We start from the raw sequence: 11,453 nt of genomic DNA, 5'->3' as shown, positions 1-11,453 counted from the left end.
TGTGTGGACGTAAAGCGTCAGCAGTCCACACAACCGGCCCCGGAGGCCCGTCACCGCACCCACAAACCACCCAGCCCGCCGCAGGCGCAACGGCGAGACGACCCGCGGCGCCGCAGACAGGTACGTGGGAGGCGCCGCAAAGCGCACAACGGCGAGCAAGCCCCGCGGCGGGAAAGACGGGTACGTAGGGCAATATGGGACAATTTGAGCGCCCAGGGCCGCTACGTGAGGAGAAGACCATGGCACGTGCAGTGGGTATCGACCTCGGTACGACGAATTCGGTGGTCAGCGTGCTGGAGGGCGGCGAGCCCACGGTGATCACCAACGCCGAGGGGGCCCGCACGACCCCGTCGGTGGTGGGGTTCGCCAAGGGTGGGGAGGTGCTGGTCGGGGAGATCGCCAAGCGGCAGGCCGTGACCAACATCGACCGCACCGCGCGGTCGGTCAAGCGCCACATGGGCGAGTCGGACTGGCGCTTCCCCGCCAGCGGCGACATCGACGGCAAGCGGTACACCGCCCAGGAGATCTCCGCGCGGGTGCTGCAGAAGCTCAAGCGCGACGCCGAGGACTACCTGGGCGAGGACGTGACGGACGCCGTCGTCACCGTTCCGGCCTACTTCAACGACGCGCAGCGCACCGCCACGAAGGAGGCCGGGGAGATCGCCGGCCTGCGGGTGCTGCGGATCGTCAACGAGCCGACCGCCGCGGCGCTGGCGTACGGGCTGGACAAGGAGAACGACCAGACGATCCTGGTCTTCGACCTCGGTGGCGGCACCTTCGACGTCTCGCTGCTGGAGATCGGCGAGGGCGTGGTCGAGGTCAAGGCCACGAACGGCGACACCCATCTGGGCGGTGACGACTGGGACCAGCGGATCGTCGATCACCTGGCCAAGCAGTTCAAGAACGCGTACGGCATCGACCTGTCGAACGACAAGATGGCCACCCAGCGGCTGCGGGAGGCCGCGGAGAAGGCGAAGATCGAGCTGTCGGCGGCCACCGAGACCACGATCAACCTGCCGTATCTCAGCGCCTCGGCCGAGGGCCCGCTGCACCTGGACGAGAAGCTCACCCGCTCGCAGTTCCAGCAGCTCACCGCGGACCTCCTGGAGCGCTGCAAGACGCCGTTCCACAACGCGGTGAAGGACGCCGGGATCAACCTCTCGGACATCAACCACGTGATCCTGGTCGGCGGTTCGACCCGGATGCCCGCGGTGACCGATCTGGTCAAGGAGCTCACCGGCAAGGACCCGCACAAGGGTGTGAACCCCGACGAGGTCGTGGCCGTGGGGGCCGCCCTGCAGGCCGGCGTCCTCAAGGGCGAGGTCAAGGACGTCCTGCTCCTCGACGTCACCCCGCTGTCCCTCGGCATCGAGACCAAGGGCGGCATCATGACCAAGCTCATCGAGCGGAACACCACGATCCCGACCAAGCGCTCGGAGATCTTCACCACCGCCGAGGACAACCAGTCGTCCGTGCAGATCCAGGTCTACCAGGGCGAACGCGAGATCGCGGCGTACAACAAGAAGCTCGGGATGTTCCAGCTCACCGGCCTGCCGCCGGCCCCGCGCGGGGTGCCGCAGATCGAGGTCTCCTTCGACATCGACGCCAACGGCATCATGCACGTGACCGCGAAGGACCTGGGCACGGGCAAGGAGCAGAAGATGACCGTCACCGGCGGCTCCTCGCTGCCGAAGGACGACATCGACCAGATGGTGCGCGACGCCGAACGGCACGCCGAGGAGGACCGGCAGCGCCGCGAGGCCGCGGAGACCCGCAACCAGGGCGAGCAGCTCGTCTACCAGACCGAGAAGTTCCTCAAGGACAACGAGGACAAGGTCCCCGGTGAGATCAAGACCGAGGTCGAGACCGCCGTCGGTGAGCTGAAGGAGAAGCTCAAGGGCGAGGACACCGCCGTGATCCGCACCGCCACCGAGAAGGTCGCGGCCGTCTCCCAGAAGCTCGGCCAGGCCATGTACGCCGACGCCCAGGCCAAGCAGGCCGCCGCGGGTGGCGGCGGAGCCGCCGGGGGCGACGCGGGTGAACAGGGCCGGTCGGACGCCGACGACGTCGTGGACGCCGAGATCATCGACGACGACAAGCGGGAGGGAGGCACGCCATGAGCCGCCCGACGCGGATCCGCGGCACATCCCGGCCACCGCTGGCCATAGTCGGTAGCGGCACGGACCGGGCGGACCGGCCGGAGCTCGGGCGGCGCGGACCGGGCGCCGGCTCCCGGAGCGGGGCCGGTTCCCCGCCGCGTACCGACCGGGACACCGGTCCCCCGCCGTTCCGCGTGTCCGAGGAGGCCGGTACGACCTCCCAGGAGGCGGTGCTCCGCGCCGAGCTGCGGCAGCGCACCGCCGAACTGCAGGAGCGCACGGCCGATCTGCAGCGCCTCAAGGCCGAGTACGACAACTACCGCAAGCGGGTGCACCGGGACCGGCTGGCGGTCGGCGAGATCGCCGTGGCCAATGTGCTGGGGCGGCTGCTGCCCGTGCTCGACGCCGTCGAGGAGGCGGCCGGGCAGGGCGAGGTCACGGATGGCTTCGGGCGGGTCGCCCGGGCGCTGGTGGCCGAACTGACCGCGCTGGGCCTGATCTCCTTCGGCAGCGTGGGCGACGCCTTCGATCCGGAGATCCACGAGGCCGTCACGTTCACGGCGGTGAGCCGTCCCGAAAGCCCCCCGGGTGCCGTGTGCACGGCGGTGCTGCGGCAGGGGTACCGCGTCGGTGACCACCTGCTGCGTCCCGCGCAGGTCTCGGTCACGGGCGATCCGCCCGCGGCTCCGGCCCGTCCGTCCTGGTGAGCGCGATGAGGGCGACGTCGTCGCCGAGGGTTCCGCCGACGTACGCGAGCAGGTCGTCGCGGAGGCGCGCCACCAGCGCGCCCGGGTCCCGCTCGGTGCAGGCGGCGACCCGGTCCGGCAGCCGGTAGAACGCGCCGGTCGCGTCCCGCGCCTCGATCACCCCGTCCGTGTACAGCAGGAGCAGGTCGCCGGGTGCGAAGTCGAACGTCTCGACCTGGTAGTCGCCCTCCGACGGGGCGCCGATGCCGAGGGGCAGCGCGGGTTCCTGGACCTCCAGGGAACGGACCTTGCCCTCCCGTAGCAGGAGCGGCGGCGGGTGCCCGCAGTTCACCATCGTGAGGAACGGCTCGTCGTGGTGGACGTCCAGCACCACCGCGGTCACGAAGGACTCCGTGGGCTCGGGATCGCCTGCGGTGCGGTGCGCGGTGTTCCAGTGCACGGAGTTCCCCAGGTGGGCGGCGATGCCCGGCAGGGAGAGGTTGCGGTAGGCGGAGCCCTGGAAGGCGCCGATCAGCACCGCCGCCTCCCCGATGGCGGACAGTCCCTTGCCGCGGACGTCGCCGACGACCAGTCGGGTGGCCCCGGGGGTGGGCGCCACCGCGTAGAGGTCGCCGCCGATCAGCGCCTCGGCGTCGGCGGCGAGGTAGGTGGCGGCGATCCGGAGCGGGCCGATGCGTTCGGGCAGCGGCCGCATCAGGACCTGCTGCGCCGCGACGGCCACCGACTGCACCCGGCTGAGCCGCCGCTGGTGCCGGTCCTGGACGTACCGGAAGACGGTGACGAGCACGGAGATCACCAGCAGGGCGGCGATCTGCGCCTGGTGATTGGGCGTCATCAGACCGCCGTGCAGGGTGCCGATGATGATCTGGGCCGCCACCGCGAGGGCACCGACCGCACCGGTAAGGCCGGGCCCGGCGAAGGAGGCGGTGATCGCGGGCGCGGCGACCAGGAACGGTCCGAGGTGGATGCTCGCCGGGGAGTTGATGTCCACCACCGTCACGGCCACGATGATCGCCAGCGGGACGACCAGCAGGCCGGGGCTCCACCGCCGGAAGCCGGCGCGCTGAGCTGGACCGTGCCGGAGGCGCATAACTCCTCTTTACACCCCTCCCGACCTCCGTGCCGGGAAACGGACGGACCCCGGGACCGTGGGTCCCGGGGTCCTGGCCGACGCGGTGCCGCGCCGGCCTCCGCAGATCTGCCGTGACGTCTCAGACGTCGCTGGTCTGCACGGTGGCGAGACCGGCCAGCTGCCCGACGGGCAGGGTGGGGACGAGCGACTGGGCGGTGCCGACGACGTCGCCGATGGCCACCGCGCCACCGTGGCCGGCCACCTCGGCACCGGCGCTGGCGAGACCACCGGAAATGTTGTCCAGCTCGCTGTCGGCAATCTCGCAGGTCTCGACGATGTCACGCATGACGTGCCCTTCCTTCATTACTCTCAATTTTCCTGGCGGACACCGCGCGGAATTCATGCACACCACATGCAAGAAAAATTACGCACGGTCCTGCGGCAGCAGACTTCGCCGCCCGATAATCCGGGCCGCAGTGATCAATCTGCCGCACGGGAAGGATGCAATCACGCCGACGAAGCGTCAGGCAACCTGCCCCCCAATTTCCTTTCCGGATGTTCACGTTCGCCCCCACAACCCCGCTGAAGTGCAGCTTTGTCAGTCAGCGGGTGACGAATCCACCGAACCGCACACCCACGGAAGCAACGTCTCGGCCATTGTGAAAAGCCGCCGCATCCGAGGAAAAGACATCGCACCGGGCCGCGACTGGACATATCTGCATTTACGTTTCGACGTGGGATGCGGGGGCCGGGATGACCAGAGATGTCGGGATGTATGACCCGACGGCCCATACAATTGACCAGGCCGGACGAAAGCGGCACCTTCCGGCGTCCGGGGCGATTACCGGACGTCGAAGCCCGACAACCCCTGGGGTTCCTCCTCCGTCACCGAGACCGCGTCGACGACCGCCGCCGGCGGCCCCTGGTGCGCCCACTCCACCAGCCTGTCCACGCTCTCCGGATCGCCCTCGAACACGGCCTCCACGGTTCCGTCCGGGGCGTTGCGCACCCAGCCGGCCACGCCCTGCGCCTCGGCGGTACGCCGGCAGGTGTCGCGGAAGAACACCCCCTGCACGGTCCCCGAGACCACCACCCGCCTGCGGATCATCGGTCCTCACCTCGCGTCATGGCTGCCCTCTCCTCACGTCCGCGCTCTCGTCAGGGCTGTGCTCTCATCACGGCTGTGCTCTCGTCACGGCTGCGCCGCACCCGGTCCGGTCCGGATCATCGGCTCCGCGGCTTCCGGATGTCCGGACCCCGGGGCTCACCCGGCGAAGCCACGCCCGGACGGCGTACGGCTGACCGCCCGCCCGGTGGCCGCCACCGCCCGCGCGAACACGGTCGCGTCGCGCACGGCCGCGCCGCCCGGGTCGTTGTTGAAGTACGCGTACACATCGGCCCGGTCCGGCCAGGTGTCGGCGATCCGGCGTGCCCAGGTGGCGAGCGCCTTACTGCCGTAGCGCGGCCAGGGTGCTGCCCGGCCCTCGTGGAACCGCACGTAGCCCCAGTCGGTGGTCCGCCACAGCGGGGCCACCGGACGGGACCCCCGGTCCGCCCAGCACAGCGCCGCGCCCCGGCGCTCCAGTACCGCGCGGACCTCCTCGGTCCACCACGAGTCGTGCCGGGGCTCGACGGCCACCCGGGTACCGGCCGGGAAGCAGTCGAGGCAGGCGTCCAGCAGCCCGGCGTCCCGCCGCAGCGTGGGCGGCAGTTGGAGCAGTACGGGCCCCAGCCGCGGCCCCAGGGCGGCGGCCCGTGACATCAGCCGGTCCACCGGCTCCTCGGGGGTGCGCAGCCGCTTGATGTGGGTCAGATAGCGGCTCGCCTTGACGGCCATCACGAAGCCGTCCGGGGTCCTCTCCCGCCAGTCGGCGAAGGTCTTCTCCTCGGGCAGCCGGTAGAAGGCCGCATTGCTCTCGACGGTCGCGAACCCCCGCGCGTACTCCTCCAGCCACAGCCGCTGCGGCCGGTCCGGCGGGTAGAGGACACCGCGCCAGTCCTTGTACTGCCAGCCGGAAGTGCCGAGGAGGACCGTCATGCCCGGATGCCTGCCCGTTGGTGCGCACGCCCTATCAGGACGCCAACAGGGCGCCATCAGGGCCCCGCCTGCCTCACGGCCCCCGCCCGCGCCGGGACGCCCTTGCGGAGGCGGGTGGTGACGGTCAGTGTGGGGCCCGTGACTTCCTTCGTCCTGCCCCACGCCCTGCACGGCAGGGGCCCGCACAAGGTCATCGCCGTCCACGGGTGGTTCGCCGACCGGTCCGCCTTCGCCCCGCTCCTTCCCGACCTCGACCGCTCCGCCTTCCAGTACGCGCTGGTCGATCTCCGGGGCTACGGCGAGGCGCAGGACGCGGCCGGCGCGTACACCACGGCGGAGGGCGCGGCCGATGTGCTGGCGCTCGCCGACCGGCTGGGCTGGGACCGGTTCTCGATGATCGGCCATTCGATGGGCGGCAGCGTCGTCCAGCGGGTGCTGGCCGCGGCCCCGGCACGCGTCCGGCGGCTGGTCGGCATCTCGCCGGTGCCCGCCTCCGGGTTTCCGCTGCCGCCGGACCAGTGGGCGCTGTTCTCCTCGGCGGCGCACGCCCCGGACAGCCGGCGGGCCATCATCGACCTCACGTCCGGTGGCCGGCGCCCCGACGCCTGGCTGGACCGGATGGTGCGGCGGTCGCTGGAGCGCAGCAACCCGACGGCGTTCCGCACCTGGCTGGACTCCTGGGCCGGCGAGGGCTTCGCCGACGACGTCGACGGTTCGCCGGTGCCGGCGCTGGCGGTGACCGGCGCCCTGGATCCCGCGCTCACCGCCGATCTGACCCGCCGGACGTGGCTGCGGTGGTACGCCAACAGCCAGCTGATCGAGCTGTCGGCGGCCGGGCACTACGCGATGGACGAGACGCCGCTGGAGCTGATCCGCGCCGTCGAGGACTTCCTGCGCGCGGACGGCGACGGGGACGGCCACGGGAACGGGGACCGGCGCCGCGGTGCCGGGGCCCCCGACGGGCCGGTGGCCCGATGACGTCGTCGGCGGCCGACGCCCCCCGGATACCCGACGTCTTCGACCCCCGCGGCTACGCCCAGGGGCTGCCGCACACCGCCTACCGGCTGCTGCGCGACCGCCGTCCGGTGGCCTGGCAGGAGGAGCACGAGGTCCTCGGCTGGCCCGCCGGGCCCGGTTTCTGGGCGGTCACCCGGCACGCCGATGTCGTCCGGGTCCTGAAGGACGCCCGCACCTTCTCCTCGCACCTGGGCGCCACCCAGATCCGCGATCCGGACGCCGCCGACCTGCCGTTCATCCGGCGCATGATGCTCAATCAGGACGCTCCGGTCCACGGGCGGCTGCGCCGGCTGGTGAGCCGGGCCTTCACCCGCGGCCGGATCGACCGCTTCGAGACGGTGGTACGTGACCGGGCCCGCGGCCTGCTGACCGCGGCGCTCGATGCCGCGCGCACCGGGAGCGGCGTGGCCGACCTGGTCACCACCGTCACCGACGACTACGCGCTGCTCAACCTCGCCGACCTGCTCGGCGTGCCGCCCGGTGAACGCGGGCTGCTGCTGGACTGGACCCGGCGCGTCATCGGCTACCAGGACCCGGACGAATCCGGTCCGCCGGCGTCCGGACCGGACGGCCGTCCGGCCGACCCGCGCTCACCGGCGATGCTGCAGGACATGTTCGCGTTCGCGCGGGAGCTGGCCGCCCACAAGCGGCGGCACCCCGGCGACGACGTGATGACGGTCCTCGCCGCGGACCGCGAACTGGCCACGCCCGAGCTGGAGATGTTCTTCTTCCTGCTGACCATCGCGGGGAACGACACGGTACGCAGCGCGGCGCCCGGCGGCCTGCTGGCGTTGGCCCGGCACCCGGACGCCTACCGCGCACTGCGCGCCGGTGCCGTGGCGACGGCCTCGTGCGTGGAGGAGCTGCTGCGCTGGCATCCGCCGGTGCTCAGCTTCCGCCGTACCGCGGCGTGCGACACGGAGCTTGCCGGCCGCCCGATCCGCGCCGGTGAGAAGGTGGTGGTCTTCCACGGCTCGGCCAACTACGACGAGCGGGTGTTCCCCGCCCCGCACCGGCTGGACCTCGCCCGTACGCCCAACCCCCATGTCTCCTTCGGCGACGGTCCGCACGTCTGCCTGGGCGCCCATCTCGCCCGGCTGCAGCTTCGGGTGCTCTACGAGGAGACCCGCGTCCTGCTGCCCGCCCTCGAACTCGCCGCCCCGCCACGGCACTTGGTGTCGAACTTCATCCACGGCCTCAAGTCCCTGCCGCTGCGGCTCCTCCCGTCCGGTGGGGACCGGCCACCGGGCTGAGCGCGGCCAGTTCGGGAAGTCTGGCGGCGGTCGCCGCGTCGGCGGGCAGGCAGGAGACCAGGGTGACGCCCGGCGCGTCCACGGCCGCGAGCTTGACGTAGTCGAAGGTCAGCCGGCCCAGCGACGGATGGTCGAACTCCCGGCGCGCCGGCCGGAAGTCCGCCACGTCATGGGTCGCCCACCAGGTCCTGAACTCCGCGCTGCGCGCGCACAGTTCGCCGGTCAGCCGGCGGAACTCCGGGTCGTCGGGGTGGCGGTCGGCGCTGGCGCGGTACTGCTCCAGCAGGGCCCGGGCCTGGCCGTCCCAGTCGGCCAGGAGCGTACGGATCCTGGGCCGGGTGAACACCAGGCGCATCAGGTTGCGTTCGGCGGCGTCCCAGTGGGCGGGGTCGCCGATGAGACCGGCCTCGGCGCGGTTCCAGGCCAGCAGGTCCCAGTTGGGCGCGAGCACGTACGCGGGGTGCGGGTCGAGCGCGTCCACCAGGCGCTGCAGTTCCGGCCCGCCGGGGTGGTCGCCGGCCGGCTCGGGCAGCGGCTGCCCGGCCAGGGCGAACAGGTGGCGGGTCTCGGCGGGGGACAGCCGCAGCGCCCGGGCCAGGCTGTGCAGCACCTGACGGCTCACGCTGATGTCCCTGGCCTGTTCGAGCCAGGTGTACCAGGTGACGCTGACCCCCGAGAGGACGGCGACCTCCTCGCGGCGCAGTCCGGGCGTGCGGCGTCGGGGGCCCGCCGGGAGTCCGGCCTCGCCGGGCGGGACCCGTTCCCGTCGCGAGCGGAGGAACTCCGCCAGCACCCGGCGCCGTTCCCGGTCGGCCATCGGACCCCTCTCCCCCGCGGCGCACCGTGCCGTGCGCCCGCCGCTTCCCCGTGTCGCGCGGCCGGGTGCCGGACCCCGAGGGGTCGTTCGGCCGACACCGGTACCGCTGCCACCAGGATAATTCGCCTCTGTATGGCCCGTGCGGCCCGGGCCAGGCTCGGGGCCATGACTCCTCTGCGACCGCCGGCCGATCCGGCCCCGTCCTCCCCCGCCGCCGCTGCCCCGCACACCGCGGCGGTTTCCGCGCCCGCTCCGTGGCGGGCCCTGTCCGTCGTCCTCACCGGCGTCTTCATGGCCGTGCTCGACACCTTCATCGTGCTGGTGGCGGCGCCCGCCATCCAGGACGATCTGCGCGCCTCGGACGCCGATGTGCAGCTGATCCTGGCGGGCTATCAACTCACCTACGCCGTCGCGCTGATCACCGGAGCGCGCCTCGGTGACCGGTTCGGCCGCAAGCGGTGTTTCCTCCTCGGGATGGGCCTCTTCACCCTGGCGTCGGTGGGCTGCGCGGCCGCACCCGGGGCCGGCGGTCTGATCGCGGCCCGGCTCGTCCAGGGGCTCGGGGCCGCGGTGATGTTCCCGCAGGTCTTCTCGACGATCCAGGTGCTGCTGCCGCCCGAGCGGCGGGCCCGGGCCTTCGGCGTGCTGGGGGCGGTGATCGGCGCGGCGGGGGTGGCCGGCCAGCTGCTGGGCGGGGTCCTGCTCTCCGCCGACCTGTTCGGCGCTTCCTGGCGGCCGATCTTCTGGGTCAACGTTCCCGTCGGGCTGGTGACGCTGGCCCTCGCGGCGGTCCTCCTGCCCGAGTCGCGGGCCCCCGAGGGCCACCGGCTGGACCTGGCGGGCGTGGCGGTGCTGACCGTGGCGCTGTTCCTCCTGGTCGTGCCCGTGGTGGAGGGCCGGGAGGCCGGCTGGCCCGCATGGGCGTGGGTCAGCCTGGCCGCGGGGGTGCTCGCCCTGCTCGCCTTCGGCGCCGTGGAACGCCGGGTCGCGGCCCGCGGCCGGTCCCCGCTGGTACGGCCGGGGCTGCTGCGTGAGCGGGCCTTCGCGGTCGGGATGGTGCTGGTCCTCCTGGCGTACTCCGGGATCAACTCCTTCTTCCTGGTGCTGTCCCTGACCGTGCAGGACGGGCTGGGGCTGGACGCCCTGGGCGCCGGCTTGTTCTATCTGCCGTTCGCCGCGGGCTTCTTCACCGGGAGCCTGGTGGCGGGGCGCCTGGCGCGGTACGGGAAGCGGCTGCTGCGGACCGGGGCGCTGGTCCTCGGACTCGGCCACGCGGTGGCGCTCGGCGTCGTCGTGCTCGCCGGGGACACGCTGACGGCCCGGTCGCTGGCGCTGCCGCTGCTCGTCGTGGGCCTGGGGAACGGGGTTCTGGTCACACCGCTGCTCAACACCGTGCTCGCCCGCATCCGCCCGGCGGAGATCGGGATGGCCTCCGGTGTGCTCTCCACCGGCCAGCAGATCGGCGGCTCGGTCGGGGTCGCGCTGGTCGGCGTCCTGTTCTACGGGGCGCTGGGCCACGCCGCACGCCACGACGTCGGCGCCTACGGGCACGCCCTGATGGCGGCGCTGCTCTTCGACCTCGCCCTGGCCGCCGCCCTCTCGCTGCTCCTGCGGGTCCTGCCGGACCCGGCGCCGGCCGGCCGGTGAGCCGGGGGCCGGCCGGCGGCGTCGCGGGTCAGTGCGCGGCGAGGCGGGCGGACACGCAGGGGTCCTCGTTGCGGTAGCCGAGGCGGGTGTAGAGCCGGTCGGCGGGCGCGTTGTCGGCGAGCTGCCACAGCGTGCAGAAGCCGTGCCGGCGCACCGCGTACCGGGTCAGCCAGGCGGTCAGCGCCGCACCGAGGCCCTGGCCGCGCTGTGCGGCGTCGGTGGCGACGGAGGCCATGAGGGGGGCGCCGGTGTCCCGCAGGCTGCTCAGGGCGCCGCAGGCCACGAGGTTCCCGTCCGCGCCGCGGATGCCCGCCCACAGGCTGACGGCGGAGGAGCCGGGCCCGGTGGAGTGGGCCGGGCTGTGCACGCCGAGGAAGGCGAGCAGCTCGTCGTGGTGGGTCTCGTCGAGCGCGACCACCCGCTCCTCCGCGCGCTGGACGGGCGGCTCCTGAAGCGTCCAGCGGAAGACCCACTCGACGACGTCGGTCACCGGGAGGTGGCGGCCGACCAGGGCGTCCGTGCCGCGCGGGCCGGTGAACTCCCGCACCCGGTCGGGCAGGCCCAGCGCGGCGCGCAGCACGAGTCCGGCCGCGGCCTCCGGTGCGCCGACGCTCCACACGTGCCCGCGGGTGTCGTCGAGCCAGGCCACGGCGCCGTCGCCGGACCAGCCGGGCCGGCCGGCCGGTCGCTGCCGCGCGGCGCCGAAACGCAGCAGGGCGGAGCCGGTCCGGCGCTCCAGGCCCTGGTCGAACAGATCGGTGGCCCGGGGGACGAGGGTCGTTGCCAGCATCGCTCTCAGGGGG

11 protein-coding genes are annotated in these 11,453 nt (G+C 72.9%); 5 read left to right on the top strand and 6 right to left on the bottom strand.

Going from position 1 to position 11,453, the window contains the following annotated elements; genetic code table 11:
* Nucleotides 1-239: 239 nt before the first annotated feature.
* A complete protein-coding gene (gene dnaK, locus V2J85_RS13135) occupies nt 240-2,120 on the top strand; it encodes a molecular chaperone DnaK (protein ID WP_330821672.1) in 1,881 nt (626 codons plus the stop codon).
* A complete protein-coding gene (grpE, locus tag V2J85_RS13130; RefSeq protein ID WP_261954504.1) occupies nt 2,117-2,806 on the top strand; it encodes a nucleotide exchange factor GrpE in 690 nt (229 codons plus the stop codon). The genes dnaK and grpE overlap by 4 nt, the downstream gene beginning before the upstream one ends.
* Here the strand turns inward: grpE and V2J85_RS13125 are convergent.
* The 4 genes from V2J85_RS13125 to V2J85_RS13110 form a co-directional block, all read right to left on the bottom strand.
* Entirely contained in the window at nt 2,763-3,896 is a 1,134-nt protein-coding gene (locus V2J85_RS13125; RefSeq protein WP_330821671.1) for a PP2C family protein-serine/threonine phosphatase, read from the bottom strand. The genes grpE and V2J85_RS13125 overlap by 44 nt on opposite strands.
* A gap of 121 nt (nt 3,897-4,017) precedes the next feature.
* Complete coding sequence (locus V2J85_RS13120; RefSeq protein ID WP_261954506.1) at nt 4,018-4,224, bottom strand: hypothetical protein; 207 nt, start codon at nt 4,222-4,224, stop codon at nt 4,018-4,020.
* A gap of 495 nt (nt 4,225-4,719) precedes the next feature.
* Nucleotides 4,720-4,986: an acylphosphatase gene (locus tag V2J85_RS13115; protein ID WP_330821670.1), complete on the bottom strand. Its 267-nt coding sequence runs from the start codon at nt 4,984-4,986 to the stop codon at nt 4,720-4,722.
* 156 nt (nt 4,987-5,142) lie between these two features.
* A complete protein-coding gene (locus V2J85_RS13110) occupies nt 5,143-5,916 on the bottom strand; it encodes a DUF72 domain-containing protein (RefSeq protein WP_261954508.1) in 774 nt (257 codons plus the stop codon).
* Nucleotides 5,917-6,054: 138 nt separating this feature from the next.
* On the opposite strand from V2J85_RS13110, the gene V2J85_RS13105 reads away from it, so the two are divergent.
* Both V2J85_RS13105 and V2J85_RS13100 read left to right on the top strand, forming a co-directional pair.
* On the top strand, nt 6,055-6,894 hold the full coding sequence (locus tag V2J85_RS13105; RefSeq protein WP_261954509.1) for an alpha/beta fold hydrolase: 840 nt from the start codon (nt 6,055-6,057) through the stop codon (nt 6,892-6,894).
* Complete coding sequence (locus V2J85_RS13100) at nt 6,891-8,186, top strand: cytochrome P450 (RefSeq protein WP_330821669.1); 1,296 nt, start codon at nt 6,891-6,893, stop codon at nt 8,184-8,186. The genes V2J85_RS13105 and V2J85_RS13100 overlap by 4 nt, the downstream gene beginning before the upstream one ends.
* Here the strand turns inward: V2J85_RS13100 and V2J85_RS13095 are convergent.
* On the bottom strand, nt 8,131-9,003 hold the full coding sequence (locus V2J85_RS13095; protein ID WP_261954511.1) for a helix-turn-helix transcriptional regulator: 873 nt from the start codon (nt 9,001-9,003) through the stop codon (nt 8,131-8,133). The two genes, V2J85_RS13100 and V2J85_RS13095, sit on opposite strands and share 56 nt — an antisense overlap.
* Nucleotides 9,004-9,168: 165 nt before the next feature.
* Between V2J85_RS13095 and V2J85_RS13090 the strand changes: the two genes are divergently transcribed.
* Nucleotides 9,169-10,650, top strand: coding sequence for an MFS transporter (locus tag V2J85_RS13090; protein WP_330821668.1), 1,482 nt, complete (start codon nt 9,169-9,171; stop codon nt 10,648-10,650).
* 28 nt (nt 10,651-10,678) lie between these two features.
* Here V2J85_RS13090 and V2J85_RS13085 read toward each other — a convergent pair whose 3' ends face one another.
* Entirely contained in the window at nt 10,679-11,440 is a 762-nt protein-coding gene (locus tag V2J85_RS13085) for a GNAT family N-acetyltransferase (protein WP_261954513.1), read from the bottom strand.
* Between the last annotated feature and the right edge of the window lie 13 nt (nt 11,441-11,453).

It is taken from the genome of Streptomyces bugieae, assembly GCF_036352915.1.
GTDB lineage: Bacteria > Actinomycetota > Actinomycetes > Streptomycetales > Streptomycetaceae > Streptomyces > Streptomyces endophytica.
Note: the sequence above shows the minus strand (reverse complement) of the source record. Positions and strands in the feature narration are given on the sequence as shown.

Coding starts and splice junctions, on each gene's coding strand:
- dnaK (WP_330821672.1), top strand. CDS start 240: ATGGCACGTGCAGTGGGTATCGACCTCGGTACGACGAATTCGGTGGTC.
- grpE (WP_261954504.1), top strand. CDS start 2,117: ATGAGCCGCCCGACGCGGATCCGCGGCACATCCCGGCCACCGCTGGCC.
- V2J85_RS13125 (WP_330821671.1), bottom strand. CDS start 3,896: ATGCGCCTCCGGCACGGTCCAGCTCAGCGCGCCGGCTTCCGGCGGTGG.
- V2J85_RS13120 (WP_261954506.1), bottom strand. CDS start 4,224: ATGCGTGACATCGTCGAGACCTGCGAGATTGCCGACAGCGAGCTGGAC.
- V2J85_RS13115 (WP_330821670.1), bottom strand. CDS start 4,986: ATGATCCGCAGGCGGGTGGTGGTCTCGGGGACCGTGCAGGGGGTGTTC.
- V2J85_RS13110 (WP_261954508.1), bottom strand. CDS start 5,916: ATGACGGTCCTCCTCGGCACTTCCGGCTGGCAGTACAAGGACTGGCGC.
- V2J85_RS13100 (WP_330821669.1), top strand. CDS start 6,891: ATGACGTCGTCGGCGGCCGACGCCCCCCGGATACCCGACGTCTTCGAC.
- V2J85_RS13095 (WP_261954511.1), bottom strand. CDS start 9,003: ATGGCCGACCGGGAACGGCGCCGGGTGCTGGCGGAGTTCCTCCGCTCG.
- V2J85_RS13090 (WP_330821668.1), top strand. CDS start 9,169: ATGACTCCTCTGCGACCGCCGGCCGATCCGGCCCCGTCCTCCCCCGCC.
- V2J85_RS13085 (WP_261954513.1), bottom strand. CDS start 11,440: ATGCTGGCAACGACCCTCGTCCCCCGGGCCACCGATCTGTTCGACCAG.